This is a genomic window from Zunongwangia endophytica (assembly GCF_030409505.1).
GTDB lineage: Bacteria > Bacteroidota > Bacteroidia > Flavobacteriales > Flavobacteriaceae > Zunongwangia > Zunongwangia endophytica.
Map to the genome: position 1 here is coordinate 3,855,674 of NZ_JAUFPZ010000002.1, position 24,108 is coordinate 3,879,781.

The window sequence follows — 24,108 nt, forward strand, 5'->3', positions numbered from 1 at the left end:
TTTGCAAAAATACGAATTATTCGCTTTTATTTAAAATAAGTCGGACGTTTAGTAAATGCTTTACAATATTTAACGAACTTTTACCGCAGCTAAAACTCAAGCTGCTGTAATTTAATGATATGAAAAATATTTTATTTCTTTTTGTAGTGTTTTTCTCCTTGCTTGGTTGCAAGAAAATGAAGCAACATCAACATGAAATTGTTGTTGAAGAAGTAGAAGAGGAGGAAAGTGTTGCTGATGAGCGCCAGGAGCAGCAAAATGAAGAGCTGCAAGAATCAAGAAGCATAGCTGTACTAATTGCCGAGAATGCAGAATTTACTGACTTTCATTTTTTACTTCAGAAAGCTGATTTAGCCACAAATTTACTGGAGAATCATGGGCCTTATACCGTTTTTATTCCAACAAACGGCAGTTTAGAAAGTTCTGAAGTTGATAATCTTGATGATAAAGAGACTGCTGAATTCGCTAAATATTATATACTGAATAGTTCTTTTTCTTATGAAGACCTAAAAGCTGAAATTGGTGAAAATAAAGGCGAATTTTTTCTAGAGAATAGTCTTGGTTCTACCCTTCAATTTGCTGAAAAGGAAGACGGAATCTATTTAAAAACTTTAAGTGGAGACTTTATGAAAGTTGAAAAATATACTGAAGCTTCAAATGGTTACCTCTATAAAATTGAAGTAAATAATTAAATAATATTCACTTCCGGTTCCAGATCAATCCCAAATTTTTCTTTGACAACAGCTCTAACTTTCTTCGATAATTCTAAAATATCGTTACCGCTGGCATTTCCATAATTCACTAAAACTAATGCCTGTTTTTTATGTACGCCGGCATCGCCATCGCGATAACCTTTTAGACCCGCTTGGTCTATAAGCCATCCAGCAGGAACCTTAACTTCGTTTTCGCTGATTTTGTAACTAGGAGCTTCAGGGAATTTTTGTTGTAAATTTTTAAAAGCTTCCGTAGAAATAATGGGATTTTTAAAAAAGCTTCCAGAATTACCAATCTCAGCTGGATTTGGGAGTTTACTTTCTCGAATTCGGATGATAGCATTAGAAATATCGGTTATTTTGGGGTTTTCGATCTGTTTTAATTCAGATTTGATATCTCCGTAATCAATTTTAAGTTGATGGTTTTTTGTGCTCAGCTTAAAGTTTACGCTTGTAATAATGTATTGCCCTTTCAGTTTGTTTTTAAAAACTGAATTTCGATAATCAAACTCGCAATCTTCTAAAGAAAAAGTTTTAGTCTCTAAAGTCTGAATATCTATGGCTTCACAGGAAACAAAAGTGTCTTTAAGTTCCACTCCATAAGCACCAATATTCTGGATAGGCGAGGTGCCTACATTTCCCGGGATAAGCGAAAGATTTTCTAATCCTCCAAAATTTTGTTTAAGTGTCCATAAAACAAACTCATGCCAGTTTTCACCAGCATGAGCTTTTATGATTACATAATTATCTTTTTCTTCTAGAACTTGTTTTCCTTTTAAACGAATTTGGAGCACGGTTTTAGAAATATCATCGGTTAGAAGCATATTGCTGCCACCGCCAAGGATAAAAAGTTCTTCAGCATAGGTTTTCCTTAAGATTTTCTTTAAACCTTCTATAGTTCGGATCTTGATGAATTTATTTGCTCTAACATCAATTCCAAAAGTGTTATACGGTTTTAAAGAAACATTGTGGATAACCTTCATGTGTTTTATTTACTGGTATATTCTTTAATCGCTACTTCTAAAATCTCTAGCGCGCGTTCCAGATTTTCTCTTTTAAGGACGTAGGCAATACGAACCTGATTTAGCCCTGTGTTTGGTGTAGAATAAAAACCGGCAGCAGGAGCAACCATAACTGTTTCACCTTCGTATTCAAAATCTTCTAACAGCCATTGTGCAAAATCATCTGCACTTTTTATAGGAAGTTCTGCGATGCAATAGAATGCTCCTTTTGGTTTAGCGACTTTTACGCCTTCCATTTTCTCAAGACCTTCTACAAGAATATTTCTTCGTAATGTATATTCTTCGTTTACCTCTTCAAAATATTCCTGTGGCGTATCCAAAGCCGCTTCACTAGCAATTTGTGCTAAAGTTGGCGGGCTTAATCTTGCTTGCGCAAATTTCATTGCCGTGGTAATTACGTCTTTGTTTTTGGAAACTAAGCATCCAATACGTGCACCACACATGCTAAAACGCTTAGAAACCGAATCGACCATAATTGCGTTGTTAGCCAATTCTGGAATACTCATAATACTATTATGCTTCACACCATCGTAAGTGAATTCACGATACACTTCATCGGCAACAACAAAAAGATCGTGTTTTAAAGCAAGATCGGCAATTTGCTGCACTTCTTCTTTAGTATATAAATATCCGGTTGGATTACCGGGATTGCAAAGAAGTATGGCTTTTGTGTTTTCTGTAATTAATTGTTCAAATTCAGAAATTGGAGGTAATGCAAAGTTATTTTCTATAGAAGATTCTATAGGTACAATTTTAACTCCAGATGAAACTGCAAAACCATTATAATTCGCGTAAAATGGTTCAGGAATAATCACTTCATCTCCGGTATCGGTAATGGTCCCCATCGCAAATAATAGCGCTTCAGAGCCACCAGTAGTTACAATAATATCTTCAGAAACAACATGAATGTCATTTCTTTCGTAATATTTAGCTAGTTTTTCCCGGTAACTTGCAAACCCTGCAGAATGGCTGTACGATAATACTTCAATGTTATTATCTTTTACGGCCTGCATGGCAGCTTCCGGAGTTTTAATGTCTGGCTGTCCTATATTGAGCTGGTAAATCTTTTTACCTTTTTTGGCTGCAGCTTCTGCAAATGGTACTAATTTCCTTATCGGAGATTCGGGCATGCTGAGCCCTTTTTTAGAAATAGAAGGCATTATTTAGCAATTTATGTTTGATGCAAAAATGCAAAATTAAAGTAAGAATACTGGGAGGATTTGTTGAAATTTAAGAGATGTTAACTTCGAAAAATAAAAGCATAAAAAAACTCCCTATAGAAGGGAGTTTGTATAAAATCTTAAGCGTTTATTTGGTGTCTGTTTCGTCGCTGTCATCTGTATTCCCATCATCCAAAACCCTTCCTTTAATCTTTAAAGCTTTGGTAGGTTCTTCAGCATTAGAATATACTGTGACTGTTTTTCTTATAGGTCCAGGAATATTTGTGTTGTATTTTACTTCAATTTTTCCAGTTTCGCCAGGTTTTACAGGGCTCTCTGGTTTTGTAGGTATCGTGCAACCACAGCTAGAAGTTACATCTTTTATAACCAAATCGATATCGCCAGTATTTGTAAATTCAAATACACGAACGCCATCACTTCCTTTTTTTATTTCACCATAGTCTATAGTTTCAGACTTAAATTGCATTTTTGCGGCTTTTTGCGCCACGGCAGAATTAAATCCTACAAATGCCAAAACGGTAATTAAAACTAGTTTTTTCATAATTCAAAATTTATCGGAATAGTAAATATACACTGAATTGCAATAGGTTCAAAAATTATATTCAATTCAACTTCTTTTAAATTCCTTCACTTATAATTACTTTTGCTTTTATTTTCAAAAATTAGACCAATTATGGCAATCGCTTCACAATACAGCGCAAATAAAGTAGAAGATAAATGGTATAAATACTGGATGGATAATAAGTATTTCCATTCAGAGGTAGACGAAAGAGAACCTTATACTATTGTTATCCCGCCACCAAACGTAACAGGAGTCCTACATATGGGGCACATGCTGAATAATACTATTCAGGATGTTTTGGTGAGAAGAGCTCGTTTAAAAGGATTTAATGCGTGCTGGGTACCGGGTACAGATCATGCTTCTATCGCTACAGAAGCGAAAGTGGTGGCTAAACTTAAGAACGAGGGCATTAGTAAAAATGATCTTTCTCGTGAGGAGTTTTTGGAACATGCCTGGGAATGGACACATAAACATGGTGGTATTATTCTAGATCAGCTTAAAAAGTTAGGAGCTTCTTGTGATTGGGATCGTACTAAGTTTACGATGGATGACGACATGTCTGCCTCTGTAATTAAAGTTTTTGTAGATCTTCATGAAAAAGGTTTGGTTTACCGAGGTTTTAGAATGGTAAACTGGGATCCTGAAGCCAAAACTACATTGTCTGATGAAGAAGTAATTTACCAGGAAAAGCAGGGCCACTTATATTATCTTAATTATAAAGTTGAAGGTAGTGATGAGGTAGTAACTATTGCCACCACCCGTCCTGAAACTATCCTTGGAGATTCTGCCATTTGTATAAATCCTAATGACGAGCGTTTTACTCATCTAAAAGGTAAGAAAGCAATTGTGCCGATCTGCGGAAGAGTAATTCCCATCATCGAAGATGAATATGTAGATCTAGAATTTGGTACAGGTTGTTTAAAAGTAACTCCGGCTCACGACGAGAATGACAAAATGCTAGGAGATAAGCATAATCTTGAAATCATCGATATTTTTAATGATGATGCTACGCTTAATGACTTCGGAATGCATTATGCTGGTAAAGATCGATTTGTAGTTAGAAAAGAAATTGTTACTGAATTAAAGGAATCTGGAGTTTTAGTAAAAACTGAAGAGCACACCAATAAAGTGGGAACCAGTGAACGTACCGGCGCGGTAATCGAACCAAAACTGAGCGACCAGTGGTTTTTGAAAATGAAAGATTTAGCCCAGCCAGCTATAGACGCTGTTGTTGGTGATGATATAAATTTAGTGCCAGAAAAGTTCTTAAGCACGTACCGCCACTGGATGGAAAATGTACGCGATTGGAATATTTCTCGCCAATTATGGTGGGGACATCAAATCCCGGCATATTACTTTGGTGATGGTACAAACGATTTTGTAGTTGCTGAATCGCTTGAGGATGCCGTTAAAAAAGCACAGAAAAAATCTGGAAACTCAGCTTTAACTGCAGAAGATCTTACTCAGGATAAGGATGCGTTAGATACCTGGTTTTCTTCTTGGTTATGGCCAATGAGTGTTTTTAACGGAGTTCTAGAGCCAGAAAATAAAGAAATAAACTATTACTATCCTACCAATGATCTAGTAACCGCTCCAGAAATTTTATTTTTCTGGGTAGCAAGAATGATCATTGCAGGTTACGAATATCGTGGTGAACGACCATTCAAAAACGTTTACTTAACAGGAATTGTTAGAGATAAACAACGTCGTAAGATGTCTAAATCTTTAGGGAATTCACCAGATCCACTTGGATTGATCGATCAATATGGCGCCGATGGTGTACGGGTAGGAATGTTGCTAAGTTCTCCTGCCGGTAATGATTTGATGTTTGATGAAGATCTTTGTAAGCAGGGTAGTGGATTTAGCAATAAGATTTGGAATGCCTTTCGTTTAGTGATGGGATGGGAAGTTTCAGAAGAAATAGAACAACCGGAAACTTCAAAAATAGCGATCGACTGGTATAAAGCAAAATTTCAGAAAAGCTTAGCAGAAATTGAAGATCACTATTCTAAATATAGAATTAGTGATGCTTTAATGGGAACTTATAAACTTATTTGGGACGATTACTGTAGCTGGTTTTTAGAAATGGTGAAACCTGGTTACGAGCAACCAATCGATAAGAAAACATTTGATGCGGTTATTGCTATTTTAGAAGATAACTTAAGAATACTGCATCCTTTTATGCCTTTTGTTACCGAAGAGATCTGGCAAACTATTAGCGAACGTACTCCCAAGGAAGCTTTGATTGTGGCAAAATGGCCAGAGCAAACTACTTATGATGAAAAGATGATTGGTGAATTTTCTTTTGCTTCTGAAGTGATTTCTGGAATCAGAAAAATTAGAACCGATAAGAACATCGCGTTTAAAAATACGATCGATCTTAAAATTCAGAATAACGATAATGTTTCCGATTCATTTGATCAGGTAATCTCTAAAATGGGGAATATCGAAAATCTGGGATATGTAAACGAGCAGGTTGAAGGTGCTTTATCATTCCGTGTAAAATCTAACGATTACTTTATTCCGGTAGTAGGAGCAATAGATGTAGAAGCTGAAATTGCTAAATTAGAAGAGGAATTAAAATATACTGAAGGTTTCCTTAAATCTGTAGATAAAAAGCTTTCTAACGAGCGCTTTGTGAATAATGCACCACAGAAAGTAGTTGCTATTGAAAAAGCTAAAAAAGCTGATGCTGAAGCTAAAATCGAAGCCTTAAAAGCTAGTTTAGCGAGTTTGAGATAACAAGGGAATAAAATCAATTATCAATATGAGCCTCACTATCTAGTGGGGCTTTTTTGTTGGGAGTATTTTACTGAAAAGACCACGTAACTGCATTACTAGAAATGAGAAGCATTGATTAAGAAATTAAAAGAGGGAAATAGAAGCTTGATTTTTCAAATCCTGAAATTGTTGAGAAAAAATTTATCGAAATAGGTCTTATAACCTTCAGACTTTTATTTATCTCAAATCTCTATTCAGGAACTTTGCCAATGTGCTCTTCGACTAAGTCAATATATCTTTGCTCGGCTTCTTCTTTAGTCAGATTTTTTACCTGAAATAGCGCATTTATCTTGAAAGCACTTCTAAGATCTCCACCGTCTGAAGGTGGGATGTAAAAACCATTTTGCTCTGTTGCTCTCTTGTAATAAGAGTAGAAGTGAAGCATGATATCTGGAGGCAATTTTTTGTTGGTATTGCTGGCTATTTCGTAGGCTTTCAAAAAACGGTTCCTGTTACTTTCAGGCATAACTAAAACATAAAATTAAACTTCAGCAATAACGGTAATTCCGCCTTTTACTTTTTCATTTAATGCAACTTTTAACGGAGTGCCAATAGGTAAAAATACATCTACACGAGAGCCAAACTTAATAAATCCACTATCACTTCCCTGTACTACCTCATTCCCTTCTTCAGCATAATTTACTATTCGCTTAGCTAAAGCTCCAGCTATCTGACGATATAAGATAGGTCCTGTTACAGGATTTTCTACAACAACGGTTGTTCTTTCGTTTTCCTCGCTGGATTTCGGATGCCATGCTACCAAAAATTTACCTGGGTGATATTTGCTGTATTTCACGTTTCCTCCAACAGGATGTCTTGTTACATGCACGTTAAGCGGAGACATAAAAATACTTACCTGCAGTTTCTTTTCCTGAAAAAATTCTTTCTCAAAAACCTCTTCTATAACTACAACCTTGCCATCTACAGGAGCAACAACATTGTTGTCATTTAAAGCTGTTTGTCGGCTTGGATTTCTAAAAAACTGTACAATTAATACAAAGAAAAGTATGGATGCCGCTAAAATGGCAAACTTAATCCAGTATTGATTTATTAACGAATAAGAACCAATGTTTATTACTATCAGTGAAACTGCAGTAATAGCCATGATTTTGTAGCCTTCTTTATGAAACATAATTTAAAAGGTATAAGTAAGCATAGACAAATGGGGCGGCAAAAATAATACTATCTAATCGGTCAAACAAGCCACCGTGCCCCGGCATCAAGTTTCCGCTATCTTTTACGCCTGCCTGACGTTTAAACTTAGATTGAATTAGATCACCTAAAGTACCAAAAACACTGATGAAAATAGCTAAACCAACCCAGTCTATCGGATTTAAAAATGCAGTATAATCTGCTATAAAATAACTTACAATTGCGGTAAATATTATTCCTCCAATAAAGCCTTCAACAGTCTTGTTAGGAGATATTCTTTCAAATAATTTACGTTTACCGAAGTTCTTACCTACAATATAGGCAAAAGTATCGTTAGTCCAAATTAAGCCAAATATCCCTACAACTAACTTCGGTTTAAACTCTCCATCGATAGTAGGAATGAGCGTTAAAAATATAACTGAAGAAATAAGATAGAATATTATAATAATATATTTTTTCTTTTCGAAAACCGGTATTTTTCGAATAACAAGTAAATCTTTAACTAAAAATAGATTTACAAATATGGTAACTGCCAAGAGAATTAAAGTGGCATTTTGGTCAAACTTTAAAAAACTAAAAAGATAAAATAGTAAGGCTTGTACACCATATAATGCGTAGCTTTTTAAATGCAATAATTTTTGCATTTCAATTAAGCAAATGAGCCCAAGGATATAGAAAAGACCAATAAATATTAATTCTGAAGAAAGGATAGAGGCTACTAATATTGATATATATAGTAATCCTGATACTGTTCTTATTATCGCTTCCTTCATAAAATATTAAAGATCTTCCAGAAGAAGCAAATACAAGTTTTTACTACTGCTACCGTAGCTCATAAAGTCACTTTCTTTCTGTGGTTCAAAATTCTTAATGGTGGTGATATTTGAAGGGATTCGTTGTTTATTTTTAAACTTAATACCTCGCAAACCTTCACCAATGGTGTCTATTAGTTGGCTTGTTGAAGATAAGATAATAAAATCTGCCGGTAACTCTCTAAGTTTGCGCTCTTTTATCTGGTTGCTGGAAATTAAAATAGATCCATCATTGGCAATTAGATATTCGCAAGTAGAAAGAAAAAAGGGAGCGTTTGCAGATAAATTAAAATCTAAATTGAAACTATCAAATTTATTTTTTAGATTTTCATCAAAGCAACAACACTGCTTTTCGTACCAATCGTTTTCTAAAAGAATATTATCAAAGGCTTCTTGAATTTCAGCCTCATCTTCACAATACAAAAATTTACCCCCGTTATTTTTAAAATTCAGCATAAAACGCTCGTCGGTAGGGAGTTTTACCTCAGGCATATACTTCCCACGATCAGCTTTATCAGGAGTATCCTGATCTTTATCTGATTTAGATTTATTAGGGTTTAAGAATCTTCTAAATAGATTCATATAGTTTTGGGTGTGGTTGTAAACATCATTTTAACCAAAGGTAAAAAATCTTAATTTAACGCTTACGTAAATTAAGATTTTTTAGCAGTTGATCTAAATTTTATTTATCTAATGAAGGATTATTTGCGATTCCTTCATTACTTGATTGTGCAGGTGTACTTGGATTTGAAGTAGATGGAGCAGATTCTTCGCTTTCTCTAACCTCATTTAAATGAGAAGTATCTTTCCCGAAAGGACGCTCTCCAAAGATATTTTGTAAATCATCTTTAAAGATAACCTCCTTATCTAATAAAATTTCAGCAAGCTGAGTAAGTTTATCTCTGTTCTCAGTTAATAGATCTAAAGCTCTTTGATATTGACTTTCAATTAAATTAGAAATTTCTTTGTCAATAAGCTCTGAAGTTTTCTCACTATATGGTTTTGTGAAATTGTATTCACTTTGGCCAGATGAATCGTAATAAGTTAGGTTTCCTACTTTCTCATTAAGACCGTAAATAGTAACCATCGCTTTCGCTTGTTTAGTTACTTTTTCAAGATCACTTAAAGCTCCGGTAGAGATTTTATCAAAAATAACTTTTTCTGCTGCACGTCCACCAAGAGCGGCGCACATTTCGTCTAACATCTGTTCTGGTCTAACGATTAAACGTTCTTCAGGTAAATACCATGCAGCTCCTAAAGATTGTCCACGTGGTACAATGGTAACTTTAACAAGTGGAGCAGCATGTTCTAACATCCAACTTACTGTTGCGTGACCAGCTTCATGAAAAGCAATTGCTTTTTTCTCATTTGGAGTAATGATCTTATTTTTCTTTTCAAGACCTCCAACAATACGATCTACCGCATCTAAGAAATCTTGTTTCCCAACCGCCTTGTTACCTTTTCTAGCAGCGATAAGCGCAGCTTCATTACAAACATTAGCGATATCTGCACCAGAGAAACCTGGAGTTTGCTTAGCTAAGAATTCGGTATCAAGCTCTTCTGCAACTTTCTTAAGTGGTTTTAAATGTACTTCAAAGATCTCACGTCTTTCATTAAGATCTGGAAGGTCTACATAAATTTGTCTGTCAAAACGACCAGCACGCATTAAGGCTTTATCTAAAACATCAGCACGGTTGGTTGCTGCAATAACGATTACATTAGTGTTTGTTCCAAAACCATCCATTTCAGTCAATAGTTGGTTTAAGGTATTCTCACGTTCATCATTAGAACCTGAAAAATTACTTTTCCCACGAGCACGACCAATAGCATCAATCTCATCAATAAAAATTATTGAAGGAGATTTTTCTTTAGCTTGTTTAAATAAATCACGAACTCTAGAAGCTCCAACTCCAACAAACATCTCTACGAAGTCTGATCCTGAAAGAGAGAAGAAAGGTACTTTAGCTTCACCGGCAACGGCTTTAGCTAATAAGGTTTTACCAGTTCCCGGAGGTCCTACTAAAAGAGCTCCCTTTGGAATTTTACCACCTAAGCTGGTATATTTTTCTGGCTGTTTAAGGAAATCTACAATTTCCTGAACTTCTTCTTTAGCGCCTTCAAGTCCGGCAACATTTTTAAAAGAAGTCTTCACATCTGTATTTTGATCGAATAATTTTGCTTTAGATTTCCCAATATTAAAAATCTGTCCACCGGCACCTCCTGCGCCACCAGAACTCATTTTACGCATAATGAAAATCCAAATACCGATGATCAGTACGAATGGAAGAAGCGTAATTAGAATATCTCCCCAAACATTACTGTCGCTATCGAAGCTAAGTTCAGCATCTACATTATCTTCTTTCTCAATAGTATCTATATCTTCCTGAAATTTCTCTAAACTTCCTATTTGAAAGCTGTAATCTGGACCTCCACCAGTACTTAAGAAATCAGATTCTCCACTTTTTTTGTGGATAGCCTTTTCTTTAGCCTCATCGGTAAGATATACCTTGGCGATCGATCTATTTATTACTACTGTTTTATCTATGTCTCCCTCAGAAAGGTAGTTCATATACTGTTGAGGAGTAATTTTCGATGATTCATTAAAACTATTTCCTCCAAAAAAGTTAATTCCTAAAAACACCAATATGATAACTGCATATATCCAATACGCACTAAACTTAGGTTTTTTAGGATCTATTTTTTTATTTGATTGCTTTTTAGCCATTCTTGGTCTTCTTCTAAATAATTAATATTTTGTTTCGATCGACGTGATCTTCGCATCACCCCACAGACTTCCGATGTCGTAAAACTCTCTAATGTGTTTCTGGAATACATGAACAACCACATTTACATAATCCATCAAAACCCACTCAGCATTTTCGCTACCTTCGATATGCCAAGGTTTATCTTTTAAAGCTTTGCTTACAGATTTTTGAACGGAATTTACTATGGCGTTTACCTGTGTGTTGGAAGTACCGTTGCAGATAACAAAATAATCACAAACTGTATTTTCAATCTCTCTTAAGTCGAGGATGTCGATATCATTTCCCTTTACATCTTCAATTCCCTTAATGATATGTGCTATAAGTTGATCGTTGTTTGTTTCTTTTTTCGTCATTAAATTTATTTATTTACGCAAAGTTATGTTTTTTTGGCTTTTTATAGACCTACTTAACACAACATTTAGCGACAATCTTTTCATTAGTCTATTATGCGTATAATCAAAGTTGATGCCATCCCCTCTACAAACGACTTCGTGAAGCAATATTATACAGGTGATTCCACTTTCGAGCCGGTATGTGTTTCAGCTCGTTTTCAAACGAATGGCAAGGGGCAAAGAGGAGCAATTTGGAATGTAAGTGCTGGCAAAAATCTAACATTCAGCTTGCTTTATCCTAAAATTAAGGTAACGGTAAACCATCATTTTTTGTTAAGCGCGGTGGTATCGTTATCGATAATAAAGGTTCTTGATAAGTTTTATGTTCCCAAATTACGGGTAAAATGGCCTAACGACATTATGTCAGCAAATTTTAAGATATGCGGCATTTTAATCGAAAATATTTTAAAGCATACTGACATCGCGGCTAGTGTAATCGGAATTGGCTTAAATGTGAACCAAGATGATTTTGGTGATTTAAAGCAGGCTTCTTCAATGAAATTGCAAACCGGTGAAAACTTTAATCTCGAAGAGGTTTTAGCTGAAATTTTAGAAGAATTATCTGCGAAGCTTGAATTACTTTCCGCAGAAACAGAAACCTTAATACTTGAAGAATATGCTTCGCTAATGTTTAAAAAAGATGTTGTTTCTACTTTCCAGTGGTCAAATGGCGAATATTTTAGCGGAATTATACGCGGAGTGACCACCCAGGGACTTTTAAATGTCGAAGTTGAAGACGCTGTTTTTAGAACTTTCGATTTGAAAGAAGTAAAATTGATGTACTAAAAAAAACTGCTTCAAAATATACAATTTCGAAGCAGCTGTTATTTAATTTGATCGAAAAATAACGATTTATAATTTTGAAATATTTTCGCTTAAGCTATTGATGAATTTCTGTAATGGACTTTTAACCATCATGGCCATCATCGCATTAAATTCACCATTGAAAAATAACTGAACTGCGCTGCCTGTTCCAGCTTCATCGATATGAATACTCAAGGTAAAAGGAAATTTATCTGATCCAGAACCTAAAACCACCAAATTAGGTTCGTCGGTATTCACAATTTTCAATGCAATTTCTGGCATTCCTTTAAGTTGAAAAATAAATTTTTCAGAAGATTTCACCTCAAATTTTTCCTTACTACTAGGCATAATTTGATCGTAGTTCTCAACATTAGTCAGGAAATTATACATTTCTTGCTTACTTTTACTAGCAGTTACTTTTGGGCTTTCTAAATTCATATTATTGCGGACTCCAATTTGCCGGATCTTTCCTCCAGCTTTTTAATATTTCAACTTCAGATTCTTGAATATAACTAGTGCGTTGCGCTGTATCGATAAGAAAGTCGTAATTACTTAAAGTGTGAACATCAAGATTGGCGTTTTCAATGTTCTCTTTTGCGATATCAAAACCATAGGAGAATATTGCAAGCATGCCTTTTACATTGGCACCGCTATCTCTAAGCGCTTTAACAGCATTTAGGCTACTTCCTCCTGTGCTAATAAGATCTTCAATTACCACCACAGTTTGGCCAGCCTCAAGATTACCTTCAATTTGGTTTTTTCTTCCGTGAGATTTAGCCTCGGGGCGTACATACACAAATGGAAGACTTAGATACTCTGCAACGAGCATTCCTATGCCAATAGCACCGGTTGCTACCGCTGCGATCACATCTGGTTTTCCATAAATTTCTTCTACCTGTTTAGCGAAATTTTCTCGTATAAAATTCCTAATCAAAGGATAAGATAATACGATACGATTGTCGCAGTAAATAGGAGACTTCCATCCACTGGCCCATGTAAATGGCTCTTGTGGTTCTAATTTAATTGCTTTAATTTGCAATAATACTTCAGCAGTTTTTATTGCTGTTTCTTTATTTAAAATCATACTGCAAATGTATAAAGTTTTTGTGAATGATACCCCGATAATTCTTTCTACAAATAAAGATTTAGGAGGTGAGTATAAAACCTATTCCATCAAAACCGTACGATTAAAACGTTTAATTAGAAAAATTAATAAAGGGAAAATTACTCATGTGAACCTTTATCATAAAAAGGAAGAAAAGTTACTTAAATTTCTACGGAAGAAGATAAAGCCGGTAATAGCGGGCGGTGGAAAGGTATATAATACTAAAGGAGAAATACTTTTTATTTATAGAAATGATAAGTGGGACTTGCCAAAGGGTAAGATTGAAAAAGGAGAGAGTATTGAAGAATGTGCGATAAGAGAAGTAGAAGAAGAAACTGCAATTTCAGGATTAGAAATTACTAGTTTTCTACGAACAACCTATCATATTTTTAAGCGGAAAGGAAAATTCAAGCTTAAAGAAACCTACTGGTACAACATGAGTAGTGATTTCGATGGGAAACTTATTCCGCAGGAAAAAGAAGGGATTGAAAAGGTGAAATGGAAAAGCCCAAAAAAGGCTGAAAAAGCCCTGAAAAATTCCTATGCAAATATCAAATTGTTATTTGAGGAAGAAGAAATTCCTGCTCCAAAAATTAACGTGGAATCCTAAAAATCGGATATTGCATGTGTGCCGATTCGTAGTACTTAGAATGTTTATGAATCCAATCTAATTGCGCATACCAGTTTTTAGAAAAGTCGGGATCTTCCTTTTTCTTTTCTTCAAACGATGCCTTTAAACTTGGATTATCATCTAATAATTCTTTGGCAATATCTTCAAAAACATAAGGTGAAAAATGTTCCTTTTGCTGAAGCACGGTATCAAAATAATTCCAGTTAAAAAACGAATCTTCAGCAGCTGGTTCTAGCATTTCTAGCAAATAGCGAGCGCCATCCTGAAACGTGCTTACATAATAATCTCCTTTTCTAAAAGAAACAGAATCCATTCTTGCAGAAACCTCAGTGTTTTTGTGCATGTAGTGCCCCTCGTAAGCCGATTCTCCTGTTTCGTAATTTTCAATTTTATAGCGCTGAACATACAAAGTTGTATCTTTTTCAAAAGGCTTCATTGTAATTTTATTCAACTTTAAAAGTTCAACCACGTTCCACCAAGCCTGCGGAATCACGTAAGCTCTTGGAATATCGACGCGGTCTTCAGCAACAAAATTATCGTAATACTCAATTTCTTTAGTAAAGGGCTTTTTGCGATCATATTTTAGACGATCACCTCCAGTAACCTCACTCGGTATCATTTCTCCTTCATATCCTTTGAACTTTCGTTTACTAGGATTCTCCATGTCTGGTTTAAAATGTATGGGATACCAACGTTTGGTAAGATATTTTTTATTTTCAGCGGCACGTAATTGTTTGATCTTTTCAGATTGATTATCTGTAAAAGCAATCATCGAACGCATTAATTCGTAAGTACCATAAACACGTTTATCGTAAGGTTTTAACATGTGGGTTTCTACCATCATTCCTAAAGTATTCCACATGGTAGTATATCCAGTAGAATAACGAGGATAATCTACAAATTGAGAAAATCCTTTTTCAGGCACTTCATTAAAAACATTTACGTAAGGTGTAATATCAAGATTCTTCTTTTTTAGAGAATCTTCTAAAGCGGGCATCATGGTTTCATCTAGATATTTGCCAATATCGCCGCCTAATCTATTGTGCTGAGTGAAAAGATGGGTTAAAACATATTGATAATCGGCACCATTACTTACATGGTTATCTATAAAAACTTCAGGCTCTAAATAATGATATATTTTATAAAAAGCACGAGCATTTTTAGTATCTGCTTTAGCAAAATCTCTGTTTAGATCATAGTTACGAGCATTTCCTCTAAAGCCATAAGCTTTTGGCCCATTTTGGTTGGTTCTTGAGGAAGTATTTCTATTAAGTGCTCCACCAATATTATAGACGGGAATGGTTGCTAACACTACATTCTCTGGAATTTTTATAGAATCTTGCGCCAAATCTCTAAAAAGCATCATTGTCGCATCGATACCATCACTTTCCCCGGGATGGATGCCATTAAGCACTAATAAGACACTCTTGTCTTCTTTAATTTTATCAATATCAAACTGAGAATCTGGATTATAAATAGCAAGATGTAAAGGTTCTCCGCTATCGGTAGTGTCAAACGCCTTTAATTGTACTGAAGAATAAACTTTGGAAAGATCTTCGTAAAACTGAATTACATTAGGATAAATATCGGTTTCTTTTCCTTTAGATTTTTCAAAACGAGTGGTAAAATCATACTCGTCCTCAAGCTGATATTTCGAAAAATCGCAGGAACTAAAGACAATAATTATTAAGCTGAAGAAAAGAAGTCTTTCCATAGATAAATACTAACACAAAAAATAGGCTGTAAACTTACTTAAAATAAGTTGAAGCTACTACTTTAGGAACTTTTTAATGGGGTTCACTGAAGAAATAGACCTTCAATTTGAAGGTTTCCGGCTTTATTTTTCACAAAATATTTTATCTAATAGCTTTTCGCTGTTAAACTATACTTAATCATTGCTATTGATTTTCCCGTAGCCGTATTTCCGATTATTTTAGGGAAAAATGCTAAGAACATGAAAAAGAAAATTATAAGTGTAGGTTTACTAACCTTTATCGGTTTTTCTGGATTTGCACAAATGCAGGAAAATTTAAGTAAGAAAAAGAAAAAAGAATTGGCAGATCAACCATCTGTAACGGTAGAGACAACTGTTGGTTCACTGGAATTGCCTTCTCCATATTCTTCGGAGTCTGTAGAAAAAAACAGCCAAATAGTGCCTTGGCCAGAAGGAAAAATGCCAGTAGCACCAAAAGGCTTTACTGTTTCTAAGTTTGCTGAAGGTCTGGATCATCCAAGAAGATCTTATGTAGCTCCAAACAGGAAAGATATTTTTGTAGTTGAAAGTGATGATGCGAAAAAGAGCGCGAATAGAATTACACTTTTAAGAGATGCTAATCGAGACGGTAAGCCGGAAGAGCGATTTGTTTTTGCGGAAGATCTTAATCAGCCCTACGGAATGCTAATCTTAGACGGTTATTTTTATGTTGCTAATGTAGATGCGATTAAAAGATGGTCTTACAAAGATGGAATGACTGCTCTTGAAGGTAAAGGAGAAATGGTAAAAGAATTGCCTGCTGGTGGTTACAATCACCATTGGACACGAAATTTAATTGCCAGTAAAGATGGTAAAAAATTAGTGGTAACTGTAGGTTCTTCAAGTAACGCAGGAGAACACGGCATGGAAAAAGAAAAAAGAAGAGCAAATGTGCTAATGATGGATCCTGATGGTTCTAACGAAGTGGTGTTTGCAGCGGGACTTAGAAATCCGGTTGGGGTAGATTATAATCCTATAACTGGGGAGCTTTGGGCAGCAGTTAACGAACGTGATAAATTAGGTGATAATCTAGTTCCAGATTACGTGACAAGCGTAAAACAAGGCGGCTGGTACGGTTGGCCATATTCCTATTATGGTGATATAAAAGATCCAAGATGGCATAAAGAACCACATAACGATATGGTTGAAAAAGCAATTATTCCAGATGTACCGGTTGGTTCTCACACCGCTTCTTTAGGGATTGCTTTTTATGATAAAGATAAATTCCCGGCACATTATAAAAATGGTGCATTTGTAGGACAACATGGTTCTTGGAATCGTTCTAATTTTGCAGGATACAAAGTGATTTTTATTCCTTTTGACGAAAACGGAAAACCACAACAACCAGAAGATTTCTTAACCGGCTTTATTGCTAGCGATGACGGAAGTAAGGTTTATGGACGCCCCGTAGGAGTTACAACTTTACCAAACGGAGATTTATTAGTAAACGATGATAATGGAGGTGTCGTTTGGAGAGTTTCTGCGGAATAAAATAATTTCGTTTTAAAAAGTAAGTATTGAAAAAAATAATTATTACACTAATTTTAATAATTAGTGCTCAACAAACTTTTAGTCAAGAACTAAAAGGACAGATTTTAAATTCAACAACTTCTGAAGGTATTGCAGATGTAAACATCATAGCAGCTTCAAAAGTTGTTGCTATTTCAGATAGCGACGGTTTTTTTACCATTGAAAATATAGATTTTCCGATCGTTTTAAAATTCAGTAGTATTGGATTTGTAAGAATTGCAAGAAGATTTGAAGAAAGTGATTCAGATTTAAAGATTTATTTGAGCCCGTCGAGCGAATCTCTTTCCGAAGTAAAATTAAGAAGTACGCTAATTCCTACTGAATTGCAGCAGACTCCGGCGGCGGTAAGTTTATTATCAAAAGCCGATCTTAAAAGGACCGATGCAGTAAATTTTGTAGGCAATCTCAATTATGTTCCGGGTGTTTATGTAAATCAGGGAGCTTTAAATACCAATAAAATAACTATTCGTGGGATTGGATCTAGAGCGCAATATTCTACCAATAGAATTCAGGCATATTTTGACGGAATTCCGCTTGCAACAGCAGAAGGTTCGTTAACATTGGATGATATCGATCAAGAATCTTTAGAACGCGTTGAGGTAATAAAAGGACCTACAAGTAGTATTTACGGTGCCGGCTTGGGTGGTTCCATAAACTTATATTCGGCAGATCCCGGCAAAAATGAAAGTAGAGTTGGCGTTAAAGTACAGGGCGGGAGTTACAATACCTGGAAGAAATCTGATGTTGTTTCTATTAACGGAGAGAAAACTTCAGTTTTTGCGACTTACAATCACGTGCAAAGCGATGGATGGCGGGAAAATGGTGCTTACGATAGAAAATCTGGATTGGTAAATGCTAAACTGCTTACTTCAGAAAAAAATAGCCTGTCGTTTTTAGCGAATTTCGTTAAACTGAAGGCCTATATTCCAAGTTCGATAAATGAAGATGATTTTTTAAACGATCCTGAAACTGCGGCTTATACTTGGGGGGCTGCGAAAGGGTATGAAAGTTACGATCGCGGTTTATTAGGTGTTAGCTATCAACATCACATTTCTGAAAATTTCACGAATCAAACCAGTGTGTTTTTAAGTTTCAGAAATGGCTATGAACCCAGACCTTTTGATATTTTGAAAGAAGAACGACTTTCTGCCGGAGCACGAACCAATTTTAGTCTTTCTACGGCTATTTTTAATTTACCTTCAGAAATAAGCTTTGGTGCGCAATATTATAACGAGTGGTATGAGACCGGAACTTTTGAAAATTTATATGAAGATTTTGATAATATTGGTAGTGTAAGAGGAGCGCGATTAAGTAATAACGAACAGGATCGTCATTATGCCAATTTCTTTGCGCAGTTAAATATGAATTTGACCGAGAAGTTATTGCTGGAAGCAGGAATAAATTTTAATACCACCGGCTATAGTCTGGACGATTTATATGCTGAAGATGCCACCAATCAAACCGGAAATTATACGTTTGATGCGGTATTTTCACCAAGATTAGGTTTGTCTTATGAAGTAGCCGAAGATAAAAATCTTTATGCCTCTCTAAGCCATGGGTTTTCTACGCCGACAGTCGCTGAAACTTTAACTCCGGAAGGACAGATAAATACAGATCTAAAAGCAGAAAGTGGCTTTAATTACGAAATAGGCTTTAAAGGGAATTGGTTAAATAATAGATTGTATACTGAAGTTTCTGTGTATAGCATTCAGGTAAGGAATCTTTTAGTAGCACAGCGAGTTGCAGAAGATAGATACGTAGGAATTAACGCGGGTAAATCTGATCACAACGGAATTGAATTCTTCGGAAAATATACAATTCCGTTAGCTGAAAACTGGCAGTTAAGTCCTTTTGTAAATGCCGCATTCAATTTTTTTGAATTCGATCGTTTTGTAAATGAAGAAGTAGATTATTCAGGTAACGAGTTGCCCGGAGTGCCAAAGCATACCATTAACGCGGGACTGGATCTAAATACTGAATTTGGTTTCAGTTTTAATGCTTTGTATCGAAATGTAGGAGAAATTCCGCTTAACGATGCTAATGCGTTATATAGTGATGCTTACAATTTGGTGAATATTAAAGCTGCTTATACATTCAACATTATTGAAGATTTGCAACTAAATGTTTACGGCGGATTAAACAACGTTTTTGATGAACATTACGCAGCCAGTGTTTTGCCTAATGCAGTGGGTTTTGGCGGTGCGCAACCTAGATATTATTACCCGGGATATCCTCGTAATTTTTTTACAGGCCTGGCAGTTAATTATTTGTTTTAAATGACCTAATATTAAAAGCGCTATGATTAGAAGTTATTATAATGAAGAATGGAAAGATGTGGAATTTGATGATGGAATATCAGAGAATGAAAGCTATAAGATTTCAAATTTTGGACGATTAATTCGAATAAGAGAGGATAGAGATTTTCTTCAGAAAAAAACCTACACGAATGGTTATCAAGCGATACGCACGAGACTGAAATCTGGTTCCTGGTCTTCAAGATACGTGCATAAATTAATGGCTGAACATTTTTTGGAACGAAAGGAAGGACAACGTTTTGTAATTCATCTTAATTATGATAAAAAAGATAATAGTCTAGAAAATTTACAATGGGCTACTAAGCGGGAAAAAGAAATTCACCAGTTTAGTAATCCCGAAAATAAGAATATTGTTAGAAAACTGCCGAGTCATGCAAAATTGACGGAAACGAAGGTGAAATTTATTAAGCGAAAAATCTTTGATCCCAATCGCCGAACACGATTAAAAATGATCGCCAAGCAATTCGGTATTTCAGAAATGCAATTGTATCGAATCAAAACCGGAGAAAACTGGGGGCACGTAAGGGAGTATTAGAGATTAGATTCTAGATGTTAGAGAATAGAAAATAGAAAAGAGATTTTTGGGATTTGATATTGTAGGGTTTTAGCAGTAATTTTAAAAAGCTTTTCATTTCGGCATAAAGTCTGAAATCGTAAATTCACTAACTACTAACTACTAACTACTAACTACTAACTACATCTGGCACCATAAATTGATATTTTCCGCCGTGTTGCATCACATCTCTAACTACTGTAGAAGAAATATGCTCTAAGCCAGAGGAAGCAATAAGAAATACCGTTTCTATACCTTCCATTTTGTAATTGGTTTGCCCAATAGATTTCTCAAACTCAAGGTCAATACCGTTTCTTAATCCGCGTAGCAAAAACTTCGCATCTATCTCCTTACAGAAGTCAACCGTAAGTCCTTTATAAGTAGTAACCTTTATTTTAGGTTCGTTCTTGAAAGTTTTCTCAAGAAACTTTAATCGCTTTTCTAAAGAAAATAGATACTTTTTACTGCTATTGGTGCCAATGGCCAGGACTATTTCATCGAAAAGAGGTAATCCTCTTTCAATGATGTCTACATGGCCTAAAGTAATAGGATCAAAAGATCCCGGAAATACAGCTCTTCTCATGGAAAATAGATTGAAATACTAAGGTCTTATAAATAATGAAAACCACAAAATCTTATTTTGGGTTATAGAGGTAAGCGTTATTTTTTTATATTAGCGCCGCTCAATAGAGAAATCAATCAAAAAATGAACAGAATCATCACATTATTTTTATTTCTGGTTTTAGGAAGTTCCATTGCCAATGCCCAAAAATCCTCTGTAGAAGAATCATTGTTTGGCGTACAAACTGGCTTTCTAGGGATTTGGGGATATAACGAGCTGCGATTGGCAGACCAATTAACCCTACGATCAGAAATTGGTTTTAATGCAGGGATATGGGGCGGTTCCAGTTACTCCAATACATTCAATTATATTTTCACTCCAACAATTACGATAGAGCCACGCTGGTATTATAATTTAAAAAAGCGTGCAGATAAGGGAAGAAGAACCTGGAATAACGGGGCCAACTTCCTAAGTTTAGAAACAAGTTTGCATCCTGATTTATTTACGATATCAAATCACGATAATGTTGCTGTGACCAATACGATCGCATTTATACCAAAATGGGGAATTAAACGTAATATTGGCCAGCATTTTGGTTTTGAAATTGCTGTAGGACCTTTAGGATATCGGATAAATTTAGATGATACTAGAAATAGTGGTACTACAGCGACATTAGATCTAAAAATCGGTTACAATTTTTAAGAATCTTAGCTTAAAGCAGCTTCGATGGCGCTACCATATAATTCTTTTAAAGAAATTCCAGCCTTTGCTGCTTGCTGAGGTAAAATACTTGCCTGGCTGAGTCCGGGTGTGGTATTCATCTCAATAAAATGCGGTTCTCCGTTATGGAATATGAATTCAGATCTACTAAATCCTTTCATTTTTAATTTCTGATAGATCAGTTTAGCGATTTCCTGAACCTTTTTTGTGTCTTCTTCAGAAATTCTTGCTGGTGTAATTTCTTGGGATTTCCCTAGATATTTAGCTTCATAATCGAAGAATTCGTTTTCTGAAACAATCTCAGTTACCGGTAAAGCCAAAGCTTCACCATTATATGTAATTACACCTACAGAAACTTCAGTGCCGTCTAAGAAGGATTCAATTATAGCTTCATCATCTTCCTGAAATGCATTTTGGGCAGCTCTGTATAATTCGTCTTTTTGCTTCACTTTTGTGATTCCGAAGCTACTACCGGCACGATTTGCTTTTACAAAGCAGGGAAGTCCGACGGTATCTACAATAACATCTACATCCAAAACATCTTCTTTATTCAAAAAGAAATTTTTAGCGCATTTTATTCCGTAGGGCTTTAAAACGCTTATCAGGTCTCTTTTATTAAAAGTTAAAGCAGATTGGTAATGATCGGCTGCTGTTTGAGGAATATTCAATAATTCCAAATAGGCCTGTAATAGACCATTTTCACCAGGTGTACCATGTATTGTATTAAAAACACAGTCAAATTTTATAATCTCACCATCAATTTTAACCGTGAAATCACTTTTGTTTATAGGATAGGGAGTATCATCTGCAGCAACGACAAACCATTCATTTTTTGAAATATGAACTCGGTAAGCTTCATAAATGCTGTTATCTAAATTCTGGTAAACCATGTTACCACTATTTATAGAAATGCGGTATTCGCTAGAGAAACCGCCCATTGCGATGGCAATTTTTTTCTTCATACTCAATATCTAATGCTAAGCTGCGTTTAAAACAAAAATATCACGAAAAAAGGGTGTCACCAAAACCAAGGCGTTTTTATATCTTTGCTTTTTATTTTGTAAATATATGGGATTGTTCAGATTCATTTTTAGCAAAACATTTTTAATTCAGCTTGTACTAGCAATTATTTTTGTTGTAGTTCTAACATTTTTGGCCATGCAGTGGCTAGAGCACACAACTAACCAGGGAGAACGTTTAGAAGTTCCCGATTTGGCAGAGATGTCCCTTAGCGAAGTGGAGACCAGATTAGATGAAATGGATCTTCGATATGAGATTTTAGATTCAGCGAATTTCAATCCAGATTATCCAAGATTTTCTGTTATCGAACAAGTTCCCAGAGCTGGTAATTATGTAAAGGAAAATCGGAAAATTTATCTGACGTTAAATCCATCGGGCTATAGAAAAGTAGTTATCCCAGATTTAATACGTAGAACAAGAAGACAAGCAGAACCTACGTTGAAATCTTTAGGCTTCGAAATTGGTGAAGTAACTTATAAGCCAGATATCGCCGAAGATGCCGTTCTAGAGCTTCGACATAATGGAAAACTAATCGAAGTAGGGGATGAGTTGATGAAGACCTCTAAGATCGATCTTGTTTTAGGAGATGGATCAGGCAATTACCGACGCCCTACGGTAGATAGTACCGAAACTGAAGAAAATACTGACGAAGATCAATTTGACTTTTAATGAGCGAACACCCACAAGAAAATAACGAGCTGGAAGAACAAAATGATGAAACGCTTTACGAGCATCATAAGTTTACAGCAGAGAAAGGTCAAAATCCACTTCGTGTAGATAAATACCTAATGAATTATATCGAGAAAGCAACTCGTAATAAAATTCAGAAAGCAGCGAAGGACGGTAATATTTATGTAAATGATATTGCGGTAAAACAAAACTATAAAGTAAAGGCCGGCGATGTGGTGCAGGTGATGTTTGAGCATCCACCTTACGAGTTTTTACTTACTCCGGAAGATATCCCAATTGATGTTGTTTACGAAGACGATACTTTATTAGTGGTTAATAAACCAGCCGGAATGGTAGTGCATCCTGGCCATGGAAATTATAGCGGAACTTTGATAAATGCCCTTATTTATCATTTTGAAAATCTTCCTAATAATAGTAGTGATCGCCCAGGTTTGGTACATCGAATAGATAAAGATACTAGCGGACTTTTAGTGGTTGCAAAAACCGAACAAGCTATGGCGCATTTATCAAAACAGTTTTTCGATAAAACGAGTGAGCGAGAATATGTAGCGATGGTTTGGGGCAATGTTGAAGAAGATGAAGGTACTGTAGAAGGAAACATCGGGAGACATCCAAAAAATAGATTACAAAACACCGTTTACGACGGTGATGAAGCTGAAAAAGGAAAACCAGCAGTAACTCATTTTAAAGTGTTGGAGCGTTTTGGTTATGTGACTTTGGTAGCATGTAAATTAGAAACCGGAAGAACACACCAAATTAGAGTGCATATGAAGCATATTGGTCATACACTTTTTAATGATGAACGCTATGGTGGTGAACGTATCTTAAAAGGAACAACTTTTACAAAGTATAAACAATTCGTAGAAAACTGTTTTAAGATTTTACCAAGACAGGCTTTACACGCAAAGACTTTGGGCTTTACACATCCCAAGACAGGGGAGTGGATGAGCTTTAATTCAGACTTGCCAGAGGATTTGGTTGGTGCTATTGAAAAATGGCAGAATTACGCCAGAAATCAAAAAGAAATGCTGTAAATTTTATAGCT

24 protein-coding genes are annotated in these 24,108 nt (G+C 35.5%); 10 read left to right on the plus strand and 14 right to left on the minus strand.

From position 1 onward, the window contains the following. Positions 1-119 precede the first annotated feature (119 nt). On the plus strand, positions 120-692 hold the full coding sequence (locus tag QWY91_RS16890; protein ID WP_290236676.1) for a fasciclin domain-containing protein: 573 nt from the start codon (positions 120-122) through the stop codon (positions 690-692). On the opposite strand, the gene murB is transcribed toward QWY91_RS16890, so the two are convergent. The 3 genes from murB to QWY91_RS16905 all read right to left on the minus strand — a co-directional run bounded on the left by murB (position 689) and on the right by QWY91_RS16905 (position 3,457). Further along, positions 689-1,696, minus strand: a complete 1,008-nt coding sequence (gene murB, locus QWY91_RS16895) for a UDP-N-acetylmuramate dehydrogenase (RefSeq protein WP_290236677.1) — start codon at positions 1,694-1,696, stop codon at positions 689-691. The genes QWY91_RS16890 and murB overlap by 4 nt on opposite strands. A gap of 5 nt (positions 1,697-1,701) precedes the next feature. Then, positions 1,702-2,895, minus strand: coding sequence for a pyridoxal phosphate-dependent aminotransferase (locus tag QWY91_RS16900; protein ID WP_290236678.1), 1,194 nt, complete (start codon positions 2,893-2,895; stop codon positions 1,702-1,704). A gap of 148 nt (positions 2,896-3,043) precedes the next feature. Beyond that, positions 3,044-3,457: a DUF1573 domain-containing protein gene (locus tag QWY91_RS16905; RefSeq protein WP_290236679.1), complete on the minus strand. Its 414-nt coding sequence runs from the start codon at positions 3,455-3,457 to the stop codon at positions 3,044-3,046. A 132-nt stretch (positions 3,458-3,589) separates the two neighbouring features. Between QWY91_RS16905 and QWY91_RS16910 the strand changes: the two genes are divergently transcribed. Further along, a complete protein-coding gene (locus tag QWY91_RS16910; protein WP_290236680.1) occupies positions 3,590-6,220 on the plus strand; it encodes a valine--tRNA ligase in 2,631 nt (876 codons plus the stop codon). A gap of 229 nt (positions 6,221-6,449) precedes the next feature. On the opposite strand, the gene QWY91_RS16915 is transcribed toward QWY91_RS16910, so the two are convergent. The 6 genes from QWY91_RS16915 to rsfS all read right to left on the minus strand — a co-directional run bounded on the left by QWY91_RS16915 (position 6,450) and on the right by rsfS (position 11,341). Next, positions 6,450-6,725 carry an acyl-CoA-binding protein gene (locus tag QWY91_RS16915; protein ID WP_290236681.1) on the minus strand — a complete coding sequence of 92 codons (276 nt, stop codon included), beginning with the start codon at positions 6,723-6,725 and terminating at the stop codon, positions 6,450-6,452. Positions 6,726-6,740: 15 nt separating this feature from the next. Then, positions 6,741-7,391 carry a phosphatidylserine decarboxylase family protein gene (locus QWY91_RS16920; protein WP_290236682.1) on the minus strand — a complete coding sequence of 217 codons (651 nt, stop codon included), beginning with the start codon at positions 7,389-7,391 and terminating at the stop codon, positions 6,741-6,743. Further along, the gene (locus tag QWY91_RS16925) at positions 7,381-8,184 is read right to left on the minus strand and encodes a phosphatidate cytidylyltransferase (protein WP_290236684.1); all 804 of its coding nucleotides are present in this window, start codon (positions 8,182-8,184) and stop codon (positions 7,381-7,383) included. Before QWY91_RS16925 ends, QWY91_RS16920 begins: the two co-directional genes overlap by 11 nt. Positions 8,185-8,190: 6 nt before the next feature. After that, the gene (locus QWY91_RS16930) at positions 8,191-8,805 is read right to left on the minus strand and encodes an LUD domain-containing protein (RefSeq protein WP_290236685.1); all 615 of its coding nucleotides are present in this window, start codon (positions 8,803-8,805) and stop codon (positions 8,191-8,193) included. Positions 8,806-8,905: 100 nt separating this feature from the next. Next, the gene (gene ftsH, locus QWY91_RS16935) at positions 8,906-10,948 is read right to left on the minus strand and encodes an ATP-dependent zinc metalloprotease FtsH (RefSeq protein ID WP_290236686.1); all 2,043 of its coding nucleotides are present in this window, start codon (positions 10,946-10,948) and stop codon (positions 8,906-8,908) included. A 21-nt stretch (positions 10,949-10,969) separates the two neighbouring features. Then, entirely contained in the window at positions 10,970-11,341 is a 372-nt protein-coding gene (gene rsfS / locus QWY91_RS16940) for a ribosome silencing factor (protein ID WP_290236687.1), read from the minus strand. 93 nt (positions 11,342-11,434) lie between these two features. On the opposite strand from rsfS, the gene QWY91_RS16945 reads away from it, so the two are divergent. Next, complete coding sequence (locus QWY91_RS16945) at positions 11,435-12,166, plus strand: biotin--[acetyl-CoA-carboxylase] ligase (protein WP_290236688.1); 732 nt, start codon at positions 11,435-11,437, stop codon at positions 12,164-12,166. A gap of 66 nt (positions 12,167-12,232) precedes the next feature. Here QWY91_RS16945 and QWY91_RS16950 read toward each other — a convergent pair whose 3' ends face one another. Beyond that, positions 12,233-12,622 (minus strand): SRPBCC family protein, encoded by a 390-nt coding sequence (locus QWY91_RS16950; protein ID WP_290236689.1) that lies wholly within the window; start codon positions 12,620-12,622, stop codon positions 12,233-12,235. A gap of 1 nt (position 12,623) precedes the next feature. Then, a complete protein-coding gene (pyrE, locus tag QWY91_RS16955) occupies positions 12,624-13,268 on the minus strand; it encodes an orotate phosphoribosyltransferase (RefSeq protein ID WP_290236690.1) in 645 nt (214 codons plus the stop codon). A gap of 7 nt (positions 13,269-13,275) precedes the next feature. On the opposite strand from pyrE, the gene QWY91_RS16960 reads away from it, so the two are divergent. Then, positions 13,276-13,899 (plus strand): NUDIX hydrolase, encoded by a 624-nt coding sequence (locus QWY91_RS16960; RefSeq protein WP_290236691.1) that lies wholly within the window; start codon positions 13,276-13,278, stop codon positions 13,897-13,899. On the opposite strand, the gene QWY91_RS16965 is transcribed toward QWY91_RS16960, so the two are convergent. Then, a complete protein-coding gene (locus tag QWY91_RS16965; protein WP_290236692.1) occupies positions 13,883-15,634 on the minus strand; it encodes a M14 family metallopeptidase in 1,752 nt (583 codons plus the stop codon). The genes QWY91_RS16960 and QWY91_RS16965 overlap by 17 nt on opposite strands. A gap of 240 nt (positions 15,635-15,874) precedes the next feature. Between QWY91_RS16965 and QWY91_RS16970 the strand changes: the two genes are divergently transcribed. Genes QWY91_RS16970 through QWY91_RS16980 form a run of 3 tightly spaced genes read left to right on the plus strand, consistent with a single transcriptional unit; the run spans position 15,875 to position 20,053 of the window. Next, positions 15,875-17,164, plus strand: a complete 1,290-nt coding sequence (locus QWY91_RS16970; RefSeq protein ID WP_290236693.1) for a PQQ-dependent sugar dehydrogenase — start codon at positions 15,875-15,877, stop codon at positions 17,162-17,164. A gap of 26 nt (positions 17,165-17,190) precedes the next feature. Further along, a complete protein-coding gene (locus tag QWY91_RS16975) occupies positions 17,191-19,479 on the plus strand; it encodes a TonB-dependent receptor (protein ID WP_290236694.1) in 2,289 nt (762 codons plus the stop codon). A 22-nt stretch (positions 19,480-19,501) separates the two neighbouring features. Beyond that, a complete protein-coding gene (locus QWY91_RS16980; protein WP_290236695.1) occupies positions 19,502-20,053 on the plus strand; it encodes an HNH endonuclease in 552 nt (183 codons plus the stop codon). A 148-nt stretch (positions 20,054-20,201) separates the two neighbouring features. Here QWY91_RS16980 and coaD read toward each other — a convergent pair whose 3' ends face one another. Continuing rightward, entirely contained in the window at positions 20,202-20,654 is a 453-nt protein-coding gene (coaD, locus tag QWY91_RS16985; RefSeq protein WP_290236696.1) for a pantetheine-phosphate adenylyltransferase, read from the minus strand. Positions 20,655-20,777: 123 nt separating this feature from the next. On the opposite strand from coaD, the gene QWY91_RS16990 reads away from it, so the two are divergent. Further along, a complete protein-coding gene (locus QWY91_RS16990; RefSeq protein WP_290236697.1) occupies positions 20,778-21,335 on the plus strand; it encodes a hypothetical protein in 558 nt (185 codons plus the stop codon). Positions 21,336-21,340: 5 nt separating this feature from the next. Here QWY91_RS16990 and QWY91_RS16995 read toward each other — a convergent pair whose 3' ends face one another. Beyond that, a complete protein-coding gene (locus QWY91_RS16995) occupies positions 21,341-22,315 on the minus strand; it encodes a D-alanine--D-alanine ligase (RefSeq protein ID WP_290236698.1) in 975 nt (324 codons plus the stop codon). A 106-nt stretch (positions 22,316-22,421) separates the two neighbouring features. Here QWY91_RS16995 and QWY91_RS17000 point away from each other — a divergent pair, with 106 nt between their 5' ends. Together QWY91_RS17000 and QWY91_RS17005 are read left to right on the plus strand one after the other, a co-directional pair. Continuing rightward, positions 22,422-23,042 carry a PASTA domain-containing protein gene (locus QWY91_RS17000; protein ID WP_290236699.1) on the plus strand — a complete coding sequence of 207 codons (621 nt, stop codon included), beginning with the start codon at positions 22,422-22,424 and terminating at the stop codon, positions 23,040-23,042. Next, positions 23,042-24,097 carry an RluA family pseudouridine synthase gene (locus QWY91_RS17005; protein ID WP_290236700.1) on the plus strand — a complete coding sequence of 352 codons (1,056 nt, stop codon included), beginning with the start codon at positions 23,042-23,044 and terminating at the stop codon, positions 24,095-24,097. The genes QWY91_RS17000 and QWY91_RS17005 overlap by 1 nt, the downstream gene beginning before the upstream one ends. Positions 24,098-24,108 lie beyond the last annotated feature (11 nt).

Excerpts from the sequence above, each read along its gene's own strand:
- pyrE (WP_290236690.1), bottom strand. The coding sequence starts at position 13,268 with ATGATTTTAAATAAAGAAACAGCAATAAAAACTGCTGAAGTATTATTG.
- QWY91_RS17000 (WP_290236699.1), top strand. The coding sequence starts at position 22,422 with ATGGGATTGTTCAGATTCATTTTTAGCAAAACATTTTTAATTCAGCTT.
- coaD (WP_290236696.1), bottom strand. The coding sequence starts at position 20,654 with ATGAGAAGAGCTGTATTTCCGGGATCTTTTGATCCTATTACTTTAGGC.
- QWY91_RS17005 (WP_290236700.1), top strand. The coding sequence starts at position 23,042 with ATGAGCGAACACCCACAAGAAAATAACGAGCTGGAAGAACAAAATGAT.
- ftsH (WP_290236686.1), bottom strand. The coding sequence starts at position 10,948 with ATGGCTAAAAAGCAATCAAATAAAAAAATAGATCCTAAAAAACCTAAG.
- QWY91_RS16900 (WP_290236678.1), bottom strand. The coding sequence starts at position 2,895 with ATGCCTTCTATTTCTAAAAAAGGGCTCAGCATGCCCGAATCTCCGATA.
- QWY91_RS16890 (WP_290236676.1), top strand. The coding sequence starts at position 120 with ATGAAAAATATTTTATTTCTTTTTGTAGTGTTTTTCTCCTTGCTTGGT.
- rsfS (WP_290236687.1), bottom strand. The coding sequence starts at position 11,341 with ATGACGAAAAAAGAAACAAACAACGATCAACTTATAGCACATATCATT.
- QWY91_RS16950 (WP_290236689.1), bottom strand. The coding sequence starts at position 12,622 with ATGAATTTAGAAAGCCCAAAAGTAACTGCTAGTAAAAGTAAGCAAGAA.
- QWY91_RS16925 (WP_290236684.1), bottom strand. The coding sequence starts at position 8,184 with ATGAAGGAAGCGATAATAAGAACAGTATCAGGATTACTATATATATCA.
- QWY91_RS16915 (WP_290236681.1), bottom strand. The coding sequence starts at position 6,725 with ATGCCTGAAAGTAACAGGAACCGTTTTTTGAAAGCCTACGAAATAGCC.
- QWY91_RS16990 (WP_290236697.1), top strand. The coding sequence starts at position 20,778 with ATGAACAGAATCATCACATTATTTTTATTTCTGGTTTTAGGAAGTTCC.
- QWY91_RS16920 (WP_290236682.1), bottom strand. The coding sequence starts at position 7,391 with ATGTTTCATAAAGAAGGCTACAAAATCATGGCTATTACTGCAGTTTCA.
- murB (WP_290236677.1), bottom strand. The coding sequence starts at position 1,696 with ATGAAGGTTATCCACAATGTTTCTTTAAAACCGTATAACACTTTTGGA.
- QWY91_RS16945 (WP_290236688.1), top strand. The coding sequence starts at position 11,435 with ATGCGTATAATCAAAGTTGATGCCATCCCCTCTACAAACGACTTCGTG.
- QWY91_RS16970 (WP_290236693.1), top strand. The coding sequence starts at position 15,875 with ATGAAAAAGAAAATTATAAGTGTAGGTTTACTAACCTTTATCGGTTTT.
- QWY91_RS16910 (WP_290236680.1), top strand. The coding sequence starts at position 3,590 with ATGGCAATCGCTTCACAATACAGCGCAAATAAAGTAGAAGATAAATGG.
- QWY91_RS16930 (WP_290236685.1), bottom strand. The coding sequence starts at position 8,805 with ATGAATCTATTTAGAAGATTCTTAAACCCTAATAAATCTAAATCAGAT.
- QWY91_RS16965 (WP_290236692.1), bottom strand. The coding sequence starts at position 15,634 with ATGGAAAGACTTCTTTTCTTCAGCTTAATAATTATTGTCTTTAGTTCC.
- QWY91_RS16905 (WP_290236679.1), bottom strand. The coding sequence starts at position 3,457 with ATGAAAAAACTAGTTTTAATTACCGTTTTGGCATTTGTAGGATTTAAT.
- QWY91_RS16980 (WP_290236695.1), top strand. The coding sequence starts at position 19,502 with ATGATTAGAAGTTATTATAATGAAGAATGGAAAGATGTGGAATTTGAT.
- QWY91_RS16995 (WP_290236698.1), bottom strand. The coding sequence starts at position 22,315 with ATGAAGAAAAAAATTGCCATCGCAATGGGCGGTTTCTCTAGCGAATAC.
- QWY91_RS16960 (WP_290236691.1), top strand. The coding sequence starts at position 13,276 with ATGTATAAAGTTTTTGTGAATGATACCCCGATAATTCTTTCTACAAAT.